Here is a 23,017-nt window from a genome sequence, read left to right as displayed (position 1 = left end):
GGGTCTAATGCTGTGCAGCTCTTGTTTCGTATCTTAAGTTACAGTCAGGGGGTAATGCGAGAGACTATTGATAGGCAATGCGTTTGATGGGCAGTGCGTTTGCAAGGCAGTGTGTTTGCAATTTTGGACTCAAACGCTGATCCTAAAGATTAGAAGTGAAAGGCTAGAAGCGAGGCTGCATCGTGCAATTTCAGCATTACGATCCCGGTGATTTTTACGATGAGCTGTTTGTGGCGAAGGGGGAGCCTCGTCCCGAAGCCGCCGTGTTGATCGAGCGCATCAACGGACTCACCATGAATGAATTGCAGCAGCGACAGAACGCGGCTCAAAATGCTCTGTTCAAAGTGGGAGTCACCTTTAACGTTTACAGCGACAATGAAGGTACTGAGCGGATTTTGCCTTTCGACATTATTCCTCGGATTTTGCCCTTGCGGGAATGGGAGATTCTGGAAAAGGGCTTGAAGCAGCGGATTCAGGCGCTCAATCTGTTTCTGGACGATATTTACGGCGAGCAAAAAATTCTCAAAGATAAAGTCATTCCGCGCGAGCTAGTGGAATCGGCAACCGGATTTCTCAAGCCCTGCATAGGTTTGAAACCCCCTCAAGGCATTTGGTGTCATATCACTGGAACAGATCTGGTGCGCGATCGCTCTGGTGCTTGGTACGTCCTAGAAGACAATATGCGCTGCCCGTCAGGCGTTTCCTATGTGCTGGAAAACCGCCGCGTTATGAAGACGACCTTTCCGCTGGTCTTCAACAAAATGTCGATTCGAGCCGTGGATGACTACGCCAGTAAACTGCTGGAAACCCTGTTAAATCTAGCTCCGACAGGCTTTCCCGACCCGACAGTGGTCGTGCTAACCCCCGGAATCTATAACTCTGCCTACTTCGAGCATTCGTTTCTGGCGCAGCAAATGGGCGTAGAACTGGTGGAAGGTCGTGATTTGACGATCGTAGACGGCTACCTGCAAATGCGCACCACCAAAGGGCTGAAGCGCGTTGATGTCGTCTACCGCCGCATTGACGATGACTTTATCGATCCGGTGGCTTTTCGTCCTGACTCGCTGCTGGGCATTCCAGGGCTGATGGAGGTCTACCGCGCTGGGCGGGTTGCCCTAGCGAACGCTCTGGGGACAGGTATTGCCGACGATAAAGTGATCTATGCCTACGTGCCGCAGATGATTAAGTATTATTTAGGCGAGGATCAGCTCTTGGCAAATGTGCCGACTTACCTCTGCTGGGAAGCCGATCAGCAGTCCCATGTGTTGGCAAATCTAGACAAACTTGTGGTCAAATCAGCCGATGAGTCAGGCGGCTATGGTATGCTCGTCGGCCCCCATGCAACTCAGGCAGAGCGCGAAGATTTTGCTGGACGCATCAGAGCCAATCCTCGAAAATACATTGCCCAGCCCACGCTGAATCTCTCTAGAGTGCCGACGCTATTTGAAAATCAGATTGATGGCTGCCATGTCGATTTGCGTCCCTACATTCTCTACGGCAAGGAAATCTATATCAATCCAGGTGGCTTGACCCGCGTGGCGTTGAAGAAAGGCTCTTTAGTGGTCAATTCTTCTCAGGGAGGGGGCAGCAAAGATACTTGGGTCGTAGCTGAATCTGTTCCAGGTCAGTCTCAAAACCAGTCTCAAAACCAGTCTCAAAACCAGAGCCAAAACCAGTCTCAAAGCTAGGCTTTATTTGTTATTTATCTATTCTTAAATCATGCTTAGCCGTGTTGCACATTCTATTTACTGGCTCAATCGCTATGTGGAACGAGCGGAAAACATTGCGCGGTTCATTGATGTAAACCTCAATCTACTGCTAGATTCTCCCACGGTAATGACCCAACAGTGGGAGCCGATCGTTTCCACGACGGGCGATCGCCCTCTCTTCAAGTCTCGCTATGGTGACGCGACTGCCGATAACGTCATCCAGTTTCTCACGTTCGATCAGGCGTATCCCAACTCGATTTTGTCTTGTCTGACTGCCGCTAGGGAGAATGCGCGATCGGTGCGCGAAGTCATCTCTTCAGAGATGTGGGAGCAGGTCAACCTATTCTATCTAATGGTGAAAGAGGCTTCGCAGCAGCGACACCTGACCTTAACGCAGTTGCCCAGCTTTTTCGCAGAGGTAAAAACCGCCAGCCACCTGTTTGCAGGAGTGATGGATGCCACCATGTCGCACAACGAGGGCTGGCACTTCGGGCGCGTCGGACGGCTCTTGGAACGAGCAGACAAAACGGCGCGGATTCTCGACGTGAAGTATTTCATTTTGCTGCCGTCCCCCAGCGATGTGGGGACGGCTCTGGATGAGCTTCAGTGGATTGCCCTGCTCAAGTCGGCTAGCGGCTACGAAATGTATCGCAAGCGCCAGCGGCTGATTAGCCCAGACGGCATCGCCAATTTTCTGATACTCGATCGCGAGTTTCCCCGCTCGATCGCCTATTGTCTTTTGCAGGCAGAGCGATCGATGCATGAGATTAGCAGCACGACTCTAGGAAGCTGGAACAATTCGGCAGAGCGATCGCTAGGCAAGGTGCGATCGGAGCTAGATTTCATCACGATCGAAGAAATTATTCAGCAAGGCTTGCATGAGTTTCTCGATCACATCCAGACTCAGCTCAACTGCGTCGGCGCATCGATTTTTGAAACTTTCTTTGCGTTAGAGCCTGTGGGCTAATGAGTCGGAACTCTGCCCAAAATTAGCAAAGCCTCGAAGCTCAGCTCATGTCACTAGATGCTGACAAACCTGTTCGCTCTGTTACAGACTGCTAGAAGCTTCTGCAAGGTGTCATAAGATAGAAGTTTGGCTTTGTTGGTTTATCTATCCTTAATGGCTGAAATGGCTGAATTGAGGTATGGCAAAATCTGCCCTCGCCCTCTTCTAGAAGGAGAGAACAAGAGATCTGGCTCTCTTCTTGGGGAAAAAGACTGGGGAGGAGATAAATCATCTTTGCATTCAGCAACGCCGATTATTCGAGAGTCCGAAGCTTGGCCTCTTCCCATAAAACATTGTCTGCAAACTCGCAGCATCTATCTTCCACTGACACAACTAGGTTTCTTATGAGTGCTTCAATTCGCTTTCTCATGTGTGCCCCCGACCATTACGACGTGGATTATGTCATTAATCCCTGGATGGAGGGAAACGTCCACAAATCCTCCCGCGATCGCGCCGTTCAGCAATGGACGGGACTTTTTCATATTCTCAAGGAAAACGCCACGGTTGATCTGGTGCAGCCCGAAAAAGGCGTTCCGGACATGGTGTTTACTGCCAACGCAGGTTTGGTTTTGGACAATACGGTGGTGTTGAGCCGCTTTTTCCACAAAGAGCGTCAGGGGGAAGAGCCGTTTTTCCAGAAATGGTTTGAAGATCAGGGATTCACAGTGCATGTGCTGCCCAAGGATCTGCCGTTTGAAGGGGCAGGAGATGCCCTGCTCGACCGCGAGGGTCGCTGGCTATGGGCGGGCTATGGCTTTCGATCAGAGCTAGACTCTCATCCGTATCTGGCAAAATGGCTGGATATTGAGGTGTTGTCGCTGCGGCTGATGGATGAGCGGTTCTATCACCTAGACACCTGCTTTTGTCCCTTGGCGGAAGGTTATTTGCTGTATTACCCGCCTGCCTTTGATGCCTACTCAAACCGGATGATTGAAATGCGGGTGCCCGAAGCCAAGCGGATCGCGGTGGATGAAGCGGACGCGGTCAACTTTGCCTGTAATGCGGTGAATATCGATCGCCTGATTGTGATGAATAAGGTCAGCGAAGATCTCAAAGCTCGTCTTGGCGAAGCCGGATTTCAGATCATCGAAACGCCTTTGACAGAATTCCTCAAGGCTGGAGGAGCAGCAAAATGCTTGACCCTGAGAACGACTGAGCCGTTGGAGCCTCTGCATCAGGCGGTGGCGACGATCGAAACTCGCACGATTCAGCTTGCAGGGCATCTGCTGGATTCTGGGCTGATCAATCGCGCGCTGGATCTGATCGTCGAAGGCGGGGGCACTTTCCAGGTCTTGAATTTTAATTTGGGCGAACGCCGCCAAAGCACCTCGTCGGCTGATATTCGCGTCACGGCTCCTTCCCACGACGTGATGGAAAATATCATGGCGCAGCTGATTGACATGGGTGCAGTTGCCGCTCCCGAAGAAGTCTGTGACAACCCCCTAGAGTTGGTTTTGCAAGATGGCGTAGCACCTGACGACTTCTATGTATCGACTATTTATCCGACTGAGGTGCGGGTTCAGTGCCAGTGGGTGCGGGTGCAAAATCAGCGAATGGATGGGGCGATCGTCGTTTCTCCCCTGCCTACAGGGGCTTCTGCCAGCTTTATTGCCGAGTGCAAACTGCTCCGCGACCTGAAGAAAGGCGACAAGGTGATTGTCGGGGTAGAGGGCATCCGCACGGTGCGTAAGGCTGAAGCTCGCGAAAGCCGAGCGGACAAGGAGTTTGGCTTCATGGGTTCTGGGGTTTCCAGCGAACGCCGGGTAGAGTTAGTCGTAGAGCAGATTGCCTGGGATTTGCGCCGGATTCGCGATCAGGGTGGCAAGGTTGTAGTCGTAGGCGGCCCGGTCGTGATCCACACGGGTGGCGTAGAGCATCTGTCGCACCTGATCCGCGAGGGCTATGTGCAGGCGCTCTTGGGCGGCAATGCGATCGCCGTTCACGACATTGAGCAGTCGATGATGGGCACGTCGTTGGGTATGGACATGAAGCGCGGCGTTTCTGTGCGCGGCGGACATCGCCACCATCTCAAGGCAATCAACACGATTCGGCGCTATGGCAGTATTGCTCAGGCGGTCGAGCAAGGCGGGTTAACCAGCGGCATTTTCTATGAATGCGTCAAGCATCATGTGCCGTTCTCGCTAGCTGGCTCCATCCGAGATGATGGTCCCCTACCCGACACCAAGATGAACCTGATTGAAGCGCAGGAAGACTATGCAAGGCTGATTGAAGGAGCCGATCTGATCCTGATGCTATCCTCAATGCTGCACTCGATTGGCGTGGGCAACATGACTCCGGCAGGTGTGAAGATGGTTTGCGTGGATATTAATCCGGCGGTTGTCACGAAGCTAAGCGATCGCGGTTCTGTAGAGTCGATCGGCGTGGTGACGGATGTGGGTCTGTTCTTGAGTATGCTGGTGCAGCAGTTGGGTCGGCTGACTAGCGCTTATAAGGTGGTTCAGAAGGTTTAGATCTTTGAACTCTTCTGGCGTGTAAACGAGGTTATGTGTAGCAACCGCCAAGGCGGTTAGGACGGGGACATTTTTAGTGGAGCGCTTCGCGCTCCACTAAAAATGTCCTAAGCAAATTGGCGGTTGCTATGAAAAGGTTGACAGCGCTAACGATCGTAGTCCCTAATCACTTCTGCAACAGCGGGAAAAAGTGCCCTACAGGTCCCTGACCCTTGCCAATTCGTAGGGCATACCGCAGTGCCATCGTCACATAATCCTTGGCGTTTTTCACCGCCTCAAACGGCTCCTGCCCGATCGCTAAATTTGCCGCGATCGCAGCCGATAGCGTGCAGCCCGTGCCGTGAGTGTCGGTCGTGTCAATGGTTTCGGTATGTAAGACCTCCATGCGATCGCCATCAAACCAGATGTCCACGCCGCGCAGATCTGCCGCCATGCCGCCCCCTTTGACCAGCACCGCCTTTGAACCCAGCGTCAGAATTTTTTGTGCGGCTGCCTGCATGTCTTGCTGAGTGTTGATTTCCATGCCGCTGAGAATTTGGGCTTCATAGCGGTTGGGTGTCAGCACGGCAGCTAGAGGAATGAGGCGATCGCGCAAGGTGGCAATGGCGGCATCATCAATTAGCTGTGCCCCCGTTCGAGACACCATCACCGGATCGACAACGAGTGAAGAGAGGGCGATCGCCTCCATCTGTTCGGCAACGGTGGCGATGATTGCCTGGTTCAGCAGCATTCCGGTTTTTGCCGCCTGAATGCCGATATCTTCTGCCACAGCCATAATCTGCGCCGTCACAGATTCGGATGGCAGCGCATCTACTCGCGTCACGCCCAGGGTATTTTGAGCCGTGACGCAGGTAATGGCGCAGGTGCCATGCACTTGATGAAAGGCAAACGTGCGCAGGTCTGCCTGAATTCCGGCTCCGCCGCCGCTGTCAGAACCCGCGATCGTCAGAGCAACCGGAATAGAGATGAGGCTGGACATGATTTATCAAGTCGCGAGTTTATCAAGTCACAATTTATCAAGGAGCGGAAGTTGATGCCTCTTCATTCTCCAACAAATCCAGTAATCGCAGCCGCGCAATCTGGGCAATTTCTGCCAAGGCTTGCTGAGTTTCAGCTTCGACAGTATTTTGCAATCGGCGATCGAAGGCTGCAAAGATACTGGCTTTGGTCTGAGTTCTGACGGTGGTGATAAAGGGAAAGCCAAACTTATCTTTGTACGCCTGATTCAGAGCCTGAATGCGATTGTATTCTTCAGACGTGAGCTGATTCAACCCCGCCCCAGCTTGCTCTTTCACAGAAGCTTCTGCCATCTTGGCTTTGCTGCCCAGATCGGGGTGGGCTGTGATTAAAGCAAGCTGGGCTGCTGGACTCATTTGCTGAACGATCTGCACCATTCTTTGATGCAGGTCAGAGAGATCCGCGAAGGGGCGATCGCGCCAGACTTGATGGGCGATCGTGGGCGTATCTTCAAAAATTGCGCCTAAGACACCCGTGAAGGTATCCTGACTCATCTGATTCAGTTCAAAAATTGAGTAAGCCATGATCGCAAGCTAAGTTTTCTTCAGGAGATCCTCAATTCAGCGGCCCTGCCAAAATCGTTTTACAGATAGCATTCATGATGTCAGTACCATCTTCTTTTTTGAGATCGGCATACCACTGCTGAGTTTTTTCTGGATCTTTGCCATGGGTCACATCCGATCGCTTTCGAGCTTTGTTCACGACATCCGCCGCCCGATCTTTGCGAATCATCTCATAGCGTTTTAAGGAATCCTCAACGCTAATATTATTGGTCACCAGCGAGTTCGCCAGCACCCAGGCATCCTCCATTGCCTGACATCCGCCCTGTCCCAGATCAGGAGCGGTGCTGTGTCCAGCATCCCCCAACAGCGTCACGCGACCCTTTGTCCAGGCTGGGAGCGCCTCAACGTCATGAATTTCGACGCGATTTGTCTTTAGCGGATCGAGGCGCTGAATGAGAGTCTGTACGGGGTCAGCCCAGCCCTCAAAAAATCCGCTGAGTTCCGTCTGATAGTTTTCTGGCTTGGGGGTGCCTTTGGGTAATGGCACGTCAAAAAAGAAATAGAAGCGATCGTTTGCAATGGGCATCAAAGACACGCGTTTGTGATCGCCTACGTAGATGACCCAACTGTCTTTGGGAGCCAGATCTTCGCTAGCGGGGACGAGTCCATTCCAGTTGACATAGCCGACGTACTGCCGCTCGACCGCATACCCCAATACATACTGACGGATGACGGAATGGGTGCCATCTGCTCCAATAATGAGATCGCCTGTTGCTCTGCGTCCATCCTCAAAAACGGCGGTGGCGCTGTCGGCATCCTGCTCGATCGCCACACATTTTGAGTTAAGCTGCACCCGGTCTACCCCTAGAGCCTCTAGCAACATTCCCTGTAGCTCCGTTCGCGCTACTGGATAGGGACGTTGCCCCACCTGCTCAATCAGGGGTGACAGGCTAAAATCCGTGAGCGGTTCCCCAGTGCTGCTATAGTATGCCATGCGATCCATCTGTCCGCCGATGCTGGCAATCTCTTTACCTAAACCCAGGCGATTGAGGACTTTGACTCCATTCGACCAGAGGGAAATAGCGGCTCCAGCCGGACGCAATTCACTGACGCGATCGTAGATTTCTACTTCATAACCGCTCTGCCGTAGCGCAATCCCGGTCGCCAGCCCACCCATACCCGCGCCAATAATAATGGCTTTTAAGTGATTCATTATCTCTACCTCTATGCTTTTGTTAACTGAGCTGCCAGCCGATTATGTTTCTCAATGAGGGCAGGGAGATCGATCGTCGTTAGATGCCCTCGATCCACCACCTTTCTACCGTTGATAAAACTGTAGTCAACAGCATCGACATAGCAAAAAATCAGGGCTGCTACCAGGTCATGATGTGCCCCTGCCAACTGAGGGCGATCGATATTCACCGCAATGAAATCTGCCGACATCCCAGGAGCCAGATAGCCGACATCTTCTCGACCCAGAACTCTAGCGCCCCCCAGAGTTGCCACTTCCAAAATCTGCCGCGCCGTCATGCTAGCCGCATCGCAGTCTCGCACACGCGCCAGCAAAAAAGCCGTTCGGGCTTCCTGAAGCAGATTGCTACCATCATTGGATGCTGAGCCATCCACACCCAACCCTACGGGCACGCCCTGATCTAGCATCTTCCGAATCGGCGCGATGCCGCTTGCCAGCCGCATATTGCTACAAGGACAGTGGGCGACTCCCGTTCCCGTCCTGCCAAACTTCAAGATTGAGTCATCGCTGAGCTGCACGCAATGGGCATGCCAGACATCCTCACCCAGCCAGCCGACCGATTCGGCATAGTCACCCGGAGTCATGCCAAAGTTCTCTAGGCTGTAGGTGACATCAGACTGATTTTCTGCCAAATGTGTATGCAGCCGTACTCCTGCATAGGAACGTGCCATCGCTGCCGATTCTCGCATCAGATCCTGCGAGACGGTAAAGGGTGAGCAGGGGGCAAGCGTAATCCGCAGCATGGCATGGCGAGAATTGTCGTGATATTGCTCAATTAATCGCTGAGAGTCTTTGAGAATATCGACCTCTTTTTCCACCAGCGCGTCGGGTGGCAGTCCTCCTAGGCTTACCCCTAGGCTCATGCTGCCTCGACTAGCGTGAAACCGCAGACCGATCGCCGCGATCGCCTCAATCTCATCATCCAATCGACAGCCGTTGACGTAGAGATAAAGATGGTCGCTAGCCGTTGTGCAACCCGACAGCATTAGCTCCGCCGCCGCCATTTGGGAACTAACATAGACCCCTTCGGGTGTCAGCTTTGACCAAAACGGGTAGTGCGCATACAGCCAGTCGAACAAATCGCAATTCTGCGCTGCCGGAACCGCCCGCGTTAGCGTTTGGAAAAAATGATGGTGCGTGTTGATCAAGCCAGGGAGAACAATGTGGCGATCGCCCAAATCTAGCACTTCATCTGCCGTGGGAGGCAGCTCTGCGGTAGTGCCAATCTGCTCAATCACGTTGTCTCGAACCAGGATGGCAGCTCCACGAATTTCTCGTCTGCCAGCATCCATCGTAACTAGGGTATGAATATTTTTGACCAGTAAAGTCGCCATCTTAATGCAGCCTGTAGAATTTCCCCTCAGGAATGAGTCACTTAACTCTCATAATGCTGCCATTAGAATAACGTTGAAACTCTCCGCCAGAAGACCATAGAGAACTTTTCACCTAAAATTCCATATGCTTCTGTGGATTGTGGCAGCTCTCACCTGATTTCTCCTCATTTGAAAGCGCTGCTTCCCTGAAGCGCATTCCTCGAAGCGCATTCCTCGAAGCCCATTCCTCGAAGCCCATTCCTTGAAGCCAAGATGTGGGGTTGCTTTGGCTAATGCTTTGCATCACTATGGTGAAACTGCAAAAATTGAAGCAGGCTTAATCAGAGGGCAGGAGAATACCGTGAGGTCAACCGATACTGTGAAGAAACGTCCGGCTGGACTCATTGCTATTGTGGCGTACAAAGCTTGTGTGGCTTTGCTGCTCATCATCACATCGATCGCTTTACTTTTGGCGCTTAAGAATCATCAGGCATTAGCGGCATTCTCGGCTTCTTATGTGTTGGAAGGCAAGGCGGCAATTATTGATCGAGTCCTAGATCGGGTGCTGAAGATTGAGCCTAGAACATTGAAATTTAGCGGCATTACGGTCGGCGTCTATGCGGGCATCACGGCGATCGAGGCAGTGGGACTGTGGTACGAAAAGGTCTGGGCAGAATTTTTGGTTCTGGGGCTGACGGGCATTGGCATTCCTTTAGAAATCGTTGAACTGTCACGCGGTATTTCACCGCTCAAGCTCGCCATCTTTATGATTAACACGATCGTGTTTGTATATTTCTTTCAGCGTGTACTGACAGAAATCAACATAAGAAATAAGCGCAAGGAAACAGATATGAATTCTCTGTGAATTTGTGTAGCCTAGACACAAAAAGACGGGGAGATTACCTGATGATCCGCCTACCATGGGTCTGAATTATCAGCCCGATTAGCCATGAGATTTTTCCTCCGGATCTCGATTATTTCCTGCTTAGGTTTCCTGCTTCTGGGAGTTTTCACAAAACTCAACTCAGAATTCAATCACTCAGTGATTCAGGTGACGCCATCTGCTTTAACTTCATTAAGTTCTACAGACCCGGCTGCCTCGCTCCCTGCTAAGCAAAATGAAGCCTTTTCAGAGAACGACCTGATTCGGGCGCTCCTGGTTACAGGGGGCTGCTGTCATGACTACTCATTTCAGATGCAGGCATTGCCAGAGGCGGTCAAAAAATTTGCCTCTGTAGAATGGGATGTGGTGAATGCAGGTGGAACGGCAAAGCAAGCTCGAATTTCACTCTACGATAACCCTAACTGGGCAGTAGGCTACGATGTCGTGGTATACAACACCTGCTTTGCCAATACTCAAGACCCAGAGTACATTCGCAAGATCACCAATGTTCACAAAGCGGGTGTCCCAGCAGTTGTCATTCATTGTGCTGCGCACACCTACTGCACCGCAGAAATTGATGACTGGCGGCAGTTTCTGGGTGTCACGAGTTGCAGCCATGACCCTAAAGACCAAAATTCGGTGCAAAAAATAGTTAAGCATCCCATATTGCAGAGTATGCCCGATCAGTGGACAACGCCTCCCGATGAGCTATATGTGATTAATAAACTGTGGCCAACTGCCCAAGCGATCGCCACTTCAGTCAGCAAAGTCAATGGTCAAACCTATCCGATCGCCTGGGTGAATCAATTTGGGTCAGCTAGAGTTTTCGGCACAACCTATGGTCATTCAGCTGAAACTTTTCAAGATCCGGTGTACTTAGATATGCTGGGACGAGGCATCCTGTGGGCGGTCGGACGATTAGAGGAATGATAGGCTCTTACTGAATCTCCTTTATCTCCAGAGCGAAGAAGGGCAGACCTGCGAGATCTGCCACAGCTCCACTAACAGTGACTCCAGATCAGGAGTGAGCAGCGTCACAAAGACGCCTTCTGCCTCGGCCAGATTTGTGACGTCAGACGTGATCCAGGTGCCTCGTAGACTAACTTCTACATAATCGGCATCGCAACGGCAAAGGGCGATCGCCCCTTCCGTTTCTTGATGGGTTAGCTCCTCAAGTAAGAAAAGATTGGCTAGATCCGATCGCAGCAATAGGGTTGCTGTACTAGACTCAACGATGAGCCGTTGCGCCGTTCTCATCGCCAGCAGCACGCGCACTCCAATCCACTCCTCTGGGGATTGAGTCAACGGCTCCAAGAGCGAACCTGTTTCCATGAAAGTAACTTTCAGCATGCTGAAAAACTCCGGTGGTGATGCTTCGGTTTTGGATGCCTAAGCGAGGGCGCTTAGTATAAAGATCAAGTGCAATTGCCGATTTTACGCAATGGGAAGTCTTGCCTTTTCTCGGTCAACAGGGTTAAACACGGGTCTAAGCTCAGGTCTAAAAACAGGCTGAACCCCCGCTTTCGTAGAGTTGAAGCGGGGGTTAGAAAACTCAATGAGGTTTTCTAAATCCTAAATCGGTACAGCTATTTCTAACCTGTACCTCCCGCTAAACTGCTTTGGGTGATCTCCGTCTAACTGGTATCCAGCGACTGCATCGCCGACACTGGGCAGATAAATCCCCTGTACCCATTGATCAAAACTTGCGAGCAACGGCAGTACGCTTCCCTGGACGACAAACTTCCGAACAGGCAGAATTGTGGCGCGATCGCCCAGTCCTGTACTCCATTCTGCAATAGCGCCCTGGTCTGCAACGGCTTGAGGACTGAGCTTGCCGAATTCGCTATGAGCCAGCCCGCCGAGAATTGCGTGGCGGAGCCATAAACATCTGAAGAGTAGGTTCTGCATCGTCACGTCCAACGCATGGGGCTGAGTCTGTTCGCTAAGGTTGCGCCAAGTTCAAGTTTGCTGATTTCGAGAAGCGTAAAACTTGCATCTGACAATTAAGATACTACACTTGTAATATGAGTGTCTAGTCTTTGAGTGAGTTTTGGTTAGGCTATGTTCAATAAGCTGTGTTCAATGAGCTGTTTAGTAAGCTGGTTACCAAACTGCCTAATCAGTTGAATAGGCTCCCACAGCCTATCCCTACTCTTGCCCAAGACCTCACCACTCAGATCTCACTTAAACCTTGTAACGGTAAACCTTCGGAGGATTTTGTAATGTACGCAATTAATCGCACCGCCACCACGGACATGGAAGTCACCAGCATTCGCCTAGAGCGCGAACTGAAAGAGAAGCTGAAGGATTTGTCAGGCAATCAGGGCTATCAGGCTTTGATCCGCGATATATTGTGGAACTATGTGCAGCAAAAATCTGGAGACTATCAGCCTTTGTTTTCCCGGAGCGACATTCGTGCCAGCATTGAGGCGATCGCCCAACGAGAAGAGCGCTGCACGCTCACAGGCGCAATGATTCGTCCCCAAGAGCAGATGTTATTAGGATTAACCAGCAATGGCGACATGGTTCCCCTCAGTGTCGGCAGCTTAAAGAATTAGCAGCAATGGGGCGATGGGCACCGCTGCTTTTTGCCTGTCGCCCTGTCAACTTGTTAGGTCGATCAACATTTTGTATTGGCTCCTAAGCTATGCGCGCTCCTCATGTCTACTCCTTCGGTCATTACCTATAGTCCTGCCTATACGCTTGTTCCTACCTACGAGTGCTTCAATCGCTGCACTTACTGCAATTTCCGCACCGATCCGGGACAGGATGAATGGATGACTTTGGAGAGGGCAGAGAGTATATTGCGATCGCTGCAACCGCAGGGCGTTATTGAAATCCTGATTTTGAGCGGCGAGGTTCACCCCAGCCATCCTCAGCGATCGACCTGGTTTCAGCGCATCTTTGAGCTTTGCCAGATGGCGATCGCTCTGGGATTCCTGCCCCACACCAATGTGGGGATCTTGAGCTATGACGAAATGGCGCAGCTCAAAACGGTGAATGTTTCAATGGGATTGATGCTAGAGCAGCTCACGCCCAAGCTATTGCAGACCGTTCATCGCCATGCGCCCAGCAAAATCCCGGAAGTGAGGCTTCAGCAGCTTCAGTGGGCTGGCGAACTGCAAATTCCTTTCACTACAGGGCTGCTCCTAGGTCTTGGTGAGACTCGGCAAGACTGGGTGGATACGCTGGAGGCGATCGCCCATCTCCATCAGCAGCACCGCCACATTCAAGAAGTCATCCTTCAGCCCCACAGTCCCGGAACTCACCAGACGCAAACTGGACAGGCTTTTCAGATCAAGCAGCTTGTGGAAGTGGTGACGATCGCTCGTCAAATTTTGCCCCACAGCATCGCCCTACAGATTCCCCCGAATCTGATTCCAACCTCCGAAGAGCTTTTCGCCTGTCTCGAAGCAGGTGCGAGTGACTTGGGGGGCATTAGTCCCAAAGATGAGGTGAATCCTGACTATCCCCACCCACAGGATCAAAAGCTTGCGGCGACCTTAACGCGATCGGGTTGGCACCTCCATCCTCGTCTGCCTATTTATCCACAGTACGATTCTTGGCTGCCGTCCTCGCTTCAGCAATCCGTTCAGCATTGGCGAAAAAAATTAGGCATTGCTTAATCTGGGTATGAATTTTTTTGAAAGGGGCGCTCCGCGCCCCTTTCAAAAAAATCATATAGCTGCCGCCAAGGCGGTTGCCATACATGAAATCAGCAAGGTCAAAAATTAAAGCTCCAGGCTTTAGGAATTGCGTAGAGCAAGCCCTGCTTCTAGGTTGCGCTGCCAGACTGCGCAGTGCTGCAAAAATCGCTCTGCCAGGTGGGGCTGTGCGCCAAAGTGAAGATGCACATAGGAAGCATGAACTTGATGGCGCTGCCAGCCTTCGGGTGGAAATTGCAGATGGGAGTCATAGCCTTGAAGAGACAATAGAGAACGATCGCTTTTCTCACTCAAGCTCGATCGATGAAACTCGTGTCCCCAAAAGCGATCGCCCACCTGCACCAGAGGACTGTTTTGCAGCGCCGTTGCCTGACGGTAGCCCAAGGTGAGCCGCTTGCCCATCGTTGCTGTCGCTGGAAAAATGCCCACCATCGGGTAAGCGTTTTCGTCAAAGTCCACGATTTGCTCACAAAGATACATCAGTCCGCCGCACTCTGCGTAGGTTGGCATTCCCGATTCGATCGCCCGTTGCACCGATCGCCTCGCTGACCCATTTTCCGCCAGCGCTCTGGCAAATACCTCTGGAAAGCCCCCTCCCAGGTACAGCCCTTGCACATTTTCGGGAAGTTCGCGATCGCGCATCGGACTCCAAGGCACCAGTTCTGCCCCAAGCTGCCGCAGCAAATCCAAATTATCGGCGTAGTAGAAGCTGAAGGCTTGGTCTTGCGCGATCGCCAGCCGCACCTTTGCCATAGGCGGTGCTGTGGCTATCCCCCCGCTACGATACGCTAACAACGGCAATAACTTCTCCCAGTCGAAGCAGGTTTTGCCCAGGTGCGCCAACCGATCGATCGCTTCATCTAAATCACTTAGCTCAGCCGTGGGGACAAGACCAAGATGGCGATCGGGAATGGCAATGTTATCCTGACGACGCAGTACGCCCAAGATTGGCAAATTTAGCGGTTCAAGTGCCTGAGTTAAAAGCTCTAAGTGGCGATCGCTGCCTACCCGATTGAGAATAACGCCCGCCACATGAATACGCGGATCAAAGCTGCGGTAGCCGTGGGCAATGGCAGCGATCGATCGGGAGGTGCTGCTGCAATTGAGAATCAGGGCGATCGGCAGATTCAGCAGTCGGGCAATATGAGCGGTACTTGCCGTGTCGTCTTTGCCAGAAGCTCCGTCAAATAGCCCCATTACGCCTTCAATCAGCGCATATTGGGCGCCATGACGCGCAAAGCACTCCTGCACATAAGCTTCTGAGGTCAGAACTGGATCAAGATTACGGCAGGCTCGCCCCGTAACGTAGCTGTGAAACATCGGGTCGATGTAATCTGGCCCAACTTTGAAGGACTGCACTGAAGCAGAAGGCGATCGCCCCAACGCTGCCAGCAGTGCCAAAGTGACGGTGGTTTTGCCCACGCCACTGCGTTCACCTGCAATAATGAGAGCCATTGCCCGTTACTCCTATCCGCCATGCATCGTCTTGCCACTATACCAGGAGGCTGGAATCCGTCCGCTGAGGGCGTGATTTTTGTTGAGCAGCAGCCTGCCCCAATGGTTGTAATTACGGCAGCCGATACAGATATCCAGACTCTTGCCGCAGCCGCAGCCCACCTGCCTCCAGATTTCCCAGCATTGCGAGTGGTGAATTTGCTGCAACTTCAGCAACAGCTGACGATCGATACCTATGCCGACGAGGTGTTGGCAAGTGCTCAGGTGATTATTGTGCGGCTGATTGGCGGACAGTCTTACTGGAGCTATGGGCTAGAAGTGGTTAAGGAAGTCGTCGCGCGATCGGGTGCGGTTCTGATCGTGCTGCCGGGAGATGAGCGTCCTGATCCCACGCTGGTTAGCCACTCTACGGCAGCTTTAAGCCGAGTCAATCAGGTGTGGCAATATTTCATTGAGGCGGGCGTAGAGAACTATCAGAATCTGCTGAAGTTTGTCGCTACCGAATTTCTGGCGCACCCGATCGCCCATCAGCCGCCCCAGCCTGTGCCGCGCGTGGGAATTTATGGGAGTTTCCGCCAGCCGATCGCCTCAGGCGTAGGCATCCTCTTCTATCGAGCGCATTACCTGTCCGGGAATACGATGGCGATCGATGCTCTCTGCCATGCTTTGAGTGCGCGTGACCTTACTCCCGTACCTATCTTTGTGTCGTCGCTCAAAGAGCCAGATGTGCAGTCTGAGCTGATTCGTTATTGTCAAGGTACAAAGTGCCAAAGGGCTGAATGTCAGCTCCTCAAATGTCAAAAAGCTGAGTGCAAAGGCGTGGAGCTGTTGCTGAATACCACCAGCTTTGCCCTCGCCAGCCTCAAAACCGACACGCCCCAGGTTGATTTGTGGGAAACCTTGAATCTGCCCGTCTTTCAGGTGATTTTGAGCGGCGGCACAAAAGCAGCTTGGGAATCAGGCTCTCAGGGTTTAACGCCTCGCGATATGGCGATGAATGTGGCGCTACCAGAGGTGGACGGCAGGATTATTACAAGGGCGGTTTCATTTAAAGCAGTGCAGACTCAGAACTCCGAGCTGCAAACGGATGTCGTGGTCTACGAACCAGAGCGATCGCGCATCAATTTCGTGGCGGATCTGGCGGCAAAATGGGTGAAGCTGCGCCAAACTCCAGTTGCCGATCGCAAAATTGCGCTGATTCTTGCCAACTATCCTAATCGAGATGGCAGATTAGCCAATGGCGTAGGCTTAGATACGCCCGCAAGCTGTATCGAAATTCTCAAAACCCTCCAGCAAGCCGGATACACCGTTGGGGACATTCCTGAAACGAGCGATGCTTTGATGCAGCAGCTCATCGCGGGTGTGACAAATGATCCAGAAGCCATAGGAATGCGATCGCTCAGACAATCATTGTCCCTTGATGAGTACCAGACGCACTTCCAGAAATTACCCCTCGCAGTGCAAACAGGTATCCAAACTCGGTGGGGAGTCCCTGAAGAAACGGATGATTTCCCGATCGCCGGAATTCAGTTTGGCAATGTTTTTGTCGGTATCCAGCCTGCACGAGGATACGATCGCGATCCTGCTCTTAACTATCACGCGCCCGATCTGGAACCGCCCCATTTCTATCTCGCTTTCTATCACTGGATTAATACTCAATTTGCGGCTAATGCGATCGTTCATGTGGGTAAACATGGCAATTTGGAGTGGCTGCCGGGAAAAAGCGTGGCGTTGTCGGAAAACTGCTATCCAGAGGCAGTATTTGGCGCAATGCCTCACTTCTATCCGTTTATTGTCAACGATCCGGGGGAAGGTTCTCAGGCAAAGCGACGATCGCAAGCCGTCATCCTTGACCACCTCACGCCTCCCATGACTCGCGCCGAACTCTACGGCAGTTTACACCAGCTAGAGGGCTTAATTGACGAATACTACGAGGCGCAAACCCTCGATCCGGGACGGGTTGAATTGATCCGCGATCGCCTGACCCAACTCATCCGCCAGGAAAATCTTCACAAGGATTTAGGCATTGAAACTGAACTATCGGACGAAGCGATCGCCGCAGTGCTGACTGCCGCCGACGGCTATTTGTGTGAGCTAAAGGAATCCCAAATTCGAGATGGATTGCACATCTTTGGGCAATGTCCTGCCGCGCGGCAGCTGCGTGATTTAGTGGTGGCGATCGCCCGCAATCCCAATGCCGATCGGCTAGGCTTAACTCGCGCCATTGCCCAGGACTGGCAGCTAGACTTTGATCCGCTTACTGCTAGCTTGGGTGACTTGCTTCAAACACAGCATCCTAAACTGCAAGCCTGTCGCATTATTGGGGATGCTGTTGAAGTCATTGAAGAGTATGCCGCAGAACTTGTTGAGGCAATCATTCAAGACAATAGAGTGAACGCAATTGGGGATAAGACGCGACAAGAATTGCTATGGGTAGGCGATCGCCTCCTCCCCGCTTTGCGTCAGACCGATCGAGAGCTAATCAATCTCTTGCGCGGCTTGGACGGAGAGTATATTCCAAGCGGCGCATCTGGTGCGCCTACGCGGGGCAGACCAGAGGTTTTGCCCACCGGACGCAATTTCTACTCAGTGGATATTCGCGCCATTCCGACCGAAACTGCCTGGGATATCGGACGCAAAGCCGCTGAAGTGTTGGTCGATCGCTACACCCAAGAGCAGGGCGAATACCCCAAAACTCTCGGACTCTCTATCTGGGGCACTTCCACCATGCGAACGGGTGGCGATGATTTGGCGCAGGCATTGGCGCTGTTGGGGGTGCAGCCCGTCTGGGATGGCGTGTCTCGGCGCGTGGTGGATTTTGAGATTCTACCGCTGTCTTTGCTGGGTCGTCCGCGTGTGGATGTCACCCTACGGATCTCCGGCTTTTTCCGAGATGCATTTCCCAATCTGATCGACTTATTTGACAGCGCGGTGAATGCTATTGCGAATCTAGATGAACCAGCCGATCAGAATCCTTTAGCGGCACAGGTACAGCAGGAGACTCAGCGCTGGCAATCCGAAGGACTGACAAAGGAACAGGCAGAGGGGCGATCGCGTTACCGCATTTTTGGCTCTAAACCCAGCGCCTACGGAGCTGGATTACAAGGGCTGATTGAATCCCAAAATTGGGAGAGCGATGACGATTTAGCGCGTGCTTACATTAATTGGAGTGCCTATGCCTACACGGGAAATGCTGAAGGAAAATCAGCTCCAGAGGCTTTTACTCAACGGCTGGGCACCCTGCAAATCGTCCTGCAAAATCAGGACAACCGCGAACATGACCTGCTCGATTCCGATGATTACTACCAGTTTCAAGGTGGTTTAACGGCGGCAGTCAAATCCGTCTCTGGTGCTGCACCCGAAGTTTACTTTGGCGATAATTCCTGCGTGGCACAGCCCAAAGTCCGCAAGCTTAGCGAAGAAATTTCCCGCGTCTATCGCTCCAGAGTCGTTAACCCCAAGTGGATTACGGGAGCAATGCGGCATGGCTACAAAGGCGCATTTGAACTCTCAGCAACGATCGACTATTTGTTTGCCTACGATGCCACGACCCACTGCGTCGAAGACTTCATGTATACAGGCGTTGCTGAAGCCTATCTCTTTGATCCGGCAGTGCAGGATTTCATCCGGCAGAGCAATCCTTGGGCGTTGCGCGACATGGCAGAGCGCCTGCTGGAGGCAAATCAGCGTGGCTTATGGGCACAGGCAGCTCCAGAGATGCTGGAGAGATTGCGATCGCTCGTCAACGAAACCGAAGGCGTGATTGAATCACAGCATCCCGGCGACAGCTTATTTTGAGCTTGCCCACCTTACCAAAGACCGCGTTTGCCGCTGGGATGAATGGTAGACCAGTTGGTGCGTGCCATAGACAGCTGCTCGTCAGAAACTTTTGCTCCCGTTAGGTCGGCTCCACAAAGATTGGCTCCGCGCAAATTGGCATTGCTGAGATAGGCATAGCTCAAGTCTGCTCCGCGCAAATCGGCTCCGGCTAAATCAGCATGGCTAAGGTATGCCCTGGCAAGGTTGGCGTTGCGAAGCACTGCCTGACTGAGACTAGCGCGACCAAAGTCAGCATTGGTTAGAGTTGCATTTTGTAGGTTGACCTTGTGTAGCTTAGCCTGGTTAAAGTTGGCTCCTGATAAGTTAGTTCTAGGCAAGTTGAGTAAACTCAAATCATGACAGGTAAAGTCCCGTTTGCCTTTCGCGTAAGTGGCTAGCAGATCCTCTGCATTCGGCTTAGCCATCACCGATCCTGATCTTGAAGCTGATTCGCCGCTAGAGCCAAGCCCCGTGTTGCGGGTTGCCGTTGCAGCAGGCGTACTTTGCGCGGTTCGTCGTTTTGAGGAACCCGTTTGCAGATCTGTGGAATCCAATCGTGTCGTCTCTGACTTATTGGCGCGGGCACGAATTGCCGCTGCCATGCGCGCAGTCGGCGAGGAGGGCATTGAAGGAAGTTCCTCTGCGCGATCGCCTCTATTACGGACGTTACCTCGATTGGGCTGATTCACCATGCTTCTTGCCAAGCTATCAAGGTACGGCTCCAGATCAAGCGCCCGCAAAACCTCATTAGAGCTTTGGTAACGGTGGCGTACCGACACTTCCAGCATTTTTTTCAAGACTTCCGCAAAGTGATCGCTAATGTGAACCTGCTGCCGCCACAAAATTTCGCCCGTTGCCGGGTCGTAGTCCATGTCTTTGGGAGATTTTGCCGTCAGCAAATAGAGGCAGGTCACGCCTAAAGCATAGATATCGCTGGCATAAACAGGGCGCATAGCCATCTGCTCTGGGGGCGCATAGCCCGGAGTACCGATCGCATATTGCGTCAGCGCCGTTTGGTCAGAAGCGGCTGCACGGCTCGGATCAACCTGATCTTTGACGGCTCCAAAGTCAATCAGCACCAGCTTTTTGTCTTGCGATCGCCGAATCAGGTTGGCGGGCTTAATGTCTCGGTGAATCACCTGCTGCCCGTGAATGTATTGCAGCATTGGCAGCACTTCGCTGAGAAACTGCTTTACCCCCGCCTCACTAAAAGGTCCCGATCGCTTCACCTCTTGTTGAAGGGTTGAACCGCTGATGTACTCTTGAACCAGATAAAACTCTTTGTTAACTTCAAAATAATCTAGCAGACGCGGCACTTGGGGGTGATTGCCTACCTTTCCCAGCGTCTTTGCCTCTCGCTGAAACAAGTCTCGCGCCATTTGCAAGACATGAGCCGAAGAGGTGACTGGACGGAGCTGTTTGATGACGCAGTAAGGAATCCCCGGCAGAGACTCATCTTTCGCCAGGAAGGTCGCTCCAAACCCTCCTTGCCCCAGACCCTGGACAACTCTGTAGCGACCTTGCAACAGCAACTTTGAGCCACAAGATTGACAGATCTCAGTGTGGGTCAAGTTTTCAGGGCTTTTACAGCCTGGATTTAAGCAGTAGCTCATTAGGGCATCACTCGCTTGATCGATCGCTGGGTGTTACAACCTCTACGCCTACTCAGGCTCGAAATTGCAGGTTTGGAATTGGACACCCCATTACCTTCAATTATCTTTCCAACATTTGTAGAATAGAGCGCCATTCTTGCTGGAAATCTCTTGAAGAGTTGCTAAAGTTCGACTCGTTTTGCTTCAAATTTGGATAAAAGTCCATAGATACACGGGCGAGGCGGAGTAGCAATGCTGCTACAGACTCTAAAAGGTGTAGTCTATGACGAGAGAAACCCTTTTCATCTCAAGCCTCACGATCGCTGCCGCATTCGTTCTAACTCAAATTTCTGGCTGCAATAGTGAGGGGTAATGCCCCTCATGTAAACTAGCTGCTTCGTTTCTCAAGAAAAGAAAAGACTTTCATGGGAAAAGAAGACCTCGTCTAGCAATGTTACCGGGTAGCTGCGTTAGTCTTTCTACTCATTAGTCTTCACCACTATAGTTTAGGTTCTCGAAGGATAGTTAAAAGTTTAAACTTTGAAGATTTAGTAAAGTGTCTGCGTAAGCTGCTTGCGGTAGAGCTTCGTCAAGGGATTATCATCTCCGATCAAATCAAAAATCATAACCATAGCTTTACGAGCACCATCATTGCGATACTTACGGTTTTTGCCAACAATTTCTAAAAAGCCTTGAAGCGCGGCTTCGTAGTTTTCAGATAGCGTCTGCTGCACGGCTCGAAAAAATGACCCGTCTAGCTCATGCTTCAGAATTGGGTCGATGCTCTCTAGCTTGAGCTGCATTAGCTCCCGTAATGCTCTAGCGACACTGGAATACTCTCGATCGCTCTCATCAATGAACACCAGCAGCTTCTCGGCAGCGTCCAACCGATCTTGGCTAATGAGAAATTTGGCAGCAGCGATCGCCAACTGCTGATTCTGAGGATATTTTTCCATCAACTCTGAAAATCCGGCTTTGGCATCCTCCAGATTGCCTGCCCGAATCGCGGTCTGAACCGCTTCCAACTTTAGATCTAGCTCCGACTTAAGATTGAGCTGAGCCAAGAACTGCCGTAGCTTTGGTTCTGGCAAAGCGCCGACAAATCCGGGCTGCATTTGTCCTTGGTTGACCACCCGCACATCTGGAACGCCCTCAATGCCATAAGTGCTGGCCAACTCTGGGTTCTGATCAATATCAACTTTTGCCAGCACAAAGTCATATTCCTGCGCCAGCTTTTCCAGAAGAGGTTTCAGCAATTGACAAGGGCCACACCACTGAGCAAAAAAGTCTACGACGACCGGGCGCTGAAAGGAGGCTTGCATCACGTTGCTATCAAAGTTACTGCCGTTTACCTCAACTGAAACTCCCATCTTGACGAACCTCCTGATGTGCGATCGGGCTGCGTGGCTTTCTAGGTATGTCTTAACAGGGGATGAATTTCGATGGAGAGGCTCGCAGAGCAAGCCTCTCCATCAAAATTCATCCCAGAGGTCAGCAACGCTGCTCCTTATTCTAGATCAAATAACAAAGCCCCTAGCTAGGCTGGGGCTTCGGAGAAAGTAACTTAAGGAACATGGATTTGACAAGATGTAATTCTTGGGGTAGGGGCTTAGCATTGCTAAGCTCCTACTAAGCCCCTACCGCAGATCGGTTATGCAGGTTACTTGATCCATGATCCTAAGCATTTACAAAAGGTAGAGCAGGATGAATAGCACAATCCAAACCACATCCACAAAGTGCCAGTAAAGTTCGGCAGCTTCTACCCCAAAGTGTTCCTGATCAGAATAATGTCCTGCTTTTTGAGCGCGCCACAGCACTGCCAGAATCAGGCAAACTCCCAGAAAAACATGCAGCCCGTGAAATCCTGTCAGCACATAAAAGGTGCTGGCATAGAGATTGGTCGTCAAACCAAACTCTAGCTTGCTGTACTCATAAAGCTGACCCATCAGGAAAACAGCACCCATAATGGCGGTAATTGAAAACCAGGTGCGCAGACCCTTGACATCATTCTTCTTAATTGCCGTGTCAGCGTTATGAATGATAAAGCTGCTGGCAATTAGAATCACCGTATTGATAGCGGGCAGAACTAGCTCCCGTTCTGGAGTGCCTTCGGGCGGCCAGCTTGGGTAGACGGCACGGAAAGTGAGATAGGCAACAAACAGTCCCAGAAAGATCATGCTTTCTGCACCCAGAAAAACCAGCAGCCCAAAGAGTCGAAGGTCAGGATGCTCCTCATGATGGGGAGCCGCTATCTCTTCATTGTGATAGTTTAGGGCTGCTTTGTTTGGATCGACAGTACCTTGCATAGCGGTTTAGTTGCTAGAGGAGAAAA

At 51.8% G+C, this 23,017-nt stretch carries 18 protein-coding genes; 8 read left to right on the top strand and 10 right to left on the bottom strand.

Features of this window, described 5'->3' with window-relative positions; translation table 11 throughout:
- Window positions 1-182: 182 nt before the first annotated feature.
- The 3 genes from AC5JMP_RS01630 to argZ all read left to right on the top strand — a co-directional run bounded on the left by AC5JMP_RS01630 (window position 183) and on the right by argZ (window position 5,186).
- Entirely contained in the window at window positions 183-1,688 is a 1,506-nt protein-coding gene (locus AC5JMP_RS01630) for a circularly permuted type 2 ATP-grasp protein (protein ID WP_495849673.1), read from the top strand.
- 31 nt (window positions 1,689-1,719) lie between these two features.
- Window positions 1,720-2,676 carry an alpha-E domain-containing protein gene (locus tag AC5JMP_RS01625; RefSeq protein ID WP_495849672.1) on the top strand — a complete coding sequence of 319 codons (957 nt, stop codon included), beginning with the start codon at window positions 1,720-1,722 and terminating at the stop codon, window positions 2,674-2,676.
- Window positions 2,677-3,059: 383 nt separating this feature from the next.
- Window positions 3,060-5,186 (top strand): bifunctional arginine dihydrolase/ornithine cyclodeaminase, encoded by a 2,127-nt coding sequence (gene argZ / locus AC5JMP_RS01620; RefSeq protein ID WP_495849671.1) that lies wholly within the window; start codon window positions 3,060-3,062, stop codon window positions 5,184-5,186.
- Between the two features lie 166 nt (window positions 5,187-5,352).
- On the opposite strand, the gene thiD is transcribed toward argZ, so the two are convergent.
- From thiD to AC5JMP_RS01600, 4 genes are read right to left on the bottom strand one after another with little or no spacing between them, the layout of a single operon-like run.
- Entirely contained in the window at window positions 5,353-6,165 is an 813-nt protein-coding gene (gene thiD, locus AC5JMP_RS01615; RefSeq protein WP_495849670.1) for a bifunctional hydroxymethylpyrimidine kinase/phosphomethylpyrimidine kinase, read from the bottom strand.
- 37 nt (window positions 6,166-6,202) lie between these two features.
- Window positions 6,203-6,727 carry a 2-oxo-4-hydroxy-4-carboxy-5-ureidoimidazoline decarboxylase gene (gene uraD / locus AC5JMP_RS01610; protein ID WP_495849669.1) on the bottom strand — a complete coding sequence of 175 codons (525 nt, stop codon included), beginning with the start codon at window positions 6,725-6,727 and terminating at the stop codon, window positions 6,203-6,205.
- Window positions 6,728-6,758: 31 nt separating this feature from the next.
- The gene (gene hpxO / locus AC5JMP_RS01605) at window positions 6,759-7,919 is read right to left on the bottom strand and encodes an FAD-dependent urate hydroxylase HpxO (RefSeq protein WP_495849668.1); all 1,161 of its coding nucleotides are present in this window, start codon (window positions 7,917-7,919) and stop codon (window positions 6,759-6,761) included.
- A gap of 11 nt (window positions 7,920-7,930) precedes the next feature.
- On the bottom strand, window positions 7,931-9,292 hold the full coding sequence (locus AC5JMP_RS01600) for an 8-oxoguanine deaminase (RefSeq protein WP_495849667.1): 1,362 nt from the start codon (window positions 9,290-9,292) through the stop codon (window positions 7,931-7,933).
- A 358-nt stretch (window positions 9,293-9,650) separates the two neighbouring features.
- Here AC5JMP_RS01600 and AC5JMP_RS01595 point away from each other — a divergent pair, with 358 nt between their 5' ends.
- Both AC5JMP_RS01595 and AC5JMP_RS01590 read left to right on the top strand, forming a co-directional pair.
- Window positions 9,651-10,136, top strand: a complete 486-nt coding sequence (locus AC5JMP_RS01595; protein ID WP_495849691.1) for a DUF2127 domain-containing protein — start codon at window positions 9,651-9,653, stop codon at window positions 10,134-10,136.
- A gap of 84 nt (window positions 10,137-10,220) precedes the next feature.
- On the top strand, window positions 10,221-11,084 hold the full coding sequence (locus tag AC5JMP_RS01590) for a ThuA domain-containing protein (RefSeq protein ID WP_495849666.1): 864 nt from the start codon (window positions 10,221-10,223) through the stop codon (window positions 11,082-11,084).
- A gap of 21 nt (window positions 11,085-11,105) precedes the next feature.
- Here the strand turns inward: AC5JMP_RS01590 and AC5JMP_RS01585 are convergent, their stop codons facing one another.
- Both AC5JMP_RS01585 and AC5JMP_RS01580 read right to left on the bottom strand, forming a co-directional pair.
- Window positions 11,106-11,504, bottom strand: a complete 399-nt coding sequence (locus tag AC5JMP_RS01585; protein WP_495849665.1) for an alr0857 family protein — start codon at window positions 11,502-11,504, stop codon at window positions 11,106-11,108.
- A gap of 222 nt (window positions 11,505-11,726) precedes the next feature.
- A complete protein-coding gene (locus tag AC5JMP_RS01580; RefSeq protein WP_495849664.1) occupies window positions 11,727-12,062 on the bottom strand; it encodes a hypothetical protein in 336 nt (111 codons plus the stop codon).
- Between the two features lie 314 nt (window positions 12,063-12,376).
- On the opposite strand from AC5JMP_RS01580, the gene AC5JMP_RS01575 reads away from it, so the two are divergent.
- Both AC5JMP_RS01575 and cofG read left to right on the top strand, forming a co-directional pair.
- On the top strand, window positions 12,377-12,712 hold the full coding sequence (locus tag AC5JMP_RS01575; RefSeq protein ID WP_495849663.1) for a hypothetical protein: 336 nt from the start codon (window positions 12,377-12,379) through the stop codon (window positions 12,710-12,712).
- A 102-nt stretch (window positions 12,713-12,814) separates the two neighbouring features.
- Window positions 12,815-13,780, top strand: coding sequence for a 7,8-didemethyl-8-hydroxy-5-deazariboflavin synthase subunit CofG (cofG, locus tag AC5JMP_RS01570; RefSeq protein WP_495849662.1), 966 nt, complete (start codon window positions 12,815-12,817; stop codon window positions 13,778-13,780).
- A 120-nt stretch (window positions 13,781-13,900) separates the two neighbouring features.
- Here cofG and AC5JMP_RS01565 read toward each other — a convergent pair whose 3' ends face one another.
- Window positions 13,901-15,274 carry a cobyrinic acid a,c-diamide synthase CobB gene (locus tag AC5JMP_RS01565; RefSeq protein ID WP_495849661.1) on the bottom strand — a complete coding sequence of 458 codons (1,374 nt, stop codon included), beginning with the start codon at window positions 15,272-15,274 and terminating at the stop codon, window positions 13,901-13,903.
- Between the two features lie 21 nt (window positions 15,275-15,295).
- Here AC5JMP_RS01565 and cobN point away from each other — a divergent pair, with 21 nt between their 5' ends.
- Window positions 15,296-19,072 (top strand): cobaltochelatase subunit CobN, encoded by a 3,777-nt coding sequence (gene cobN, locus AC5JMP_RS01560; RefSeq protein WP_495849660.1) that lies wholly within the window; start codon window positions 15,296-15,298, stop codon window positions 19,070-19,072.
- A gap of 11 nt (window positions 19,073-19,083) precedes the next feature.
- Here cobN and AC5JMP_RS01555 read toward each other — a convergent pair whose 3' ends face one another.
- From AC5JMP_RS01555 to AC5JMP_RS01545, 3 genes are all read right to left on the bottom strand, one after another.
- Entirely contained in the window at window positions 19,084-20,706 is a 1,623-nt protein-coding gene (locus tag AC5JMP_RS01555; protein ID WP_495849659.1) for a serine/threonine-protein kinase, read from the bottom strand.
- 527 nt (window positions 20,707-21,233) lie between these two features.
- Entirely contained in the window at window positions 21,234-22,055 is an 822-nt protein-coding gene (locus AC5JMP_RS01550) for a tetratricopeptide repeat protein (protein ID WP_495849658.1), read from the bottom strand.
- Between the two features lie 315 nt (window positions 22,056-22,370).
- On the bottom strand, window positions 22,371-22,991 hold the full coding sequence (locus AC5JMP_RS01545) for a cytochrome c oxidase subunit 3 (protein WP_495849657.1): 621 nt from the start codon (window positions 22,989-22,991) through the stop codon (window positions 22,371-22,373).
- Window positions 22,992-23,017 lie beyond the last annotated feature (26 nt).

It is taken from the genome of Drouetiella sp. (genome assembly GCF_059504425.1).
This window is presented reverse-complemented; position numbering and strand designations above follow the sequence as displayed.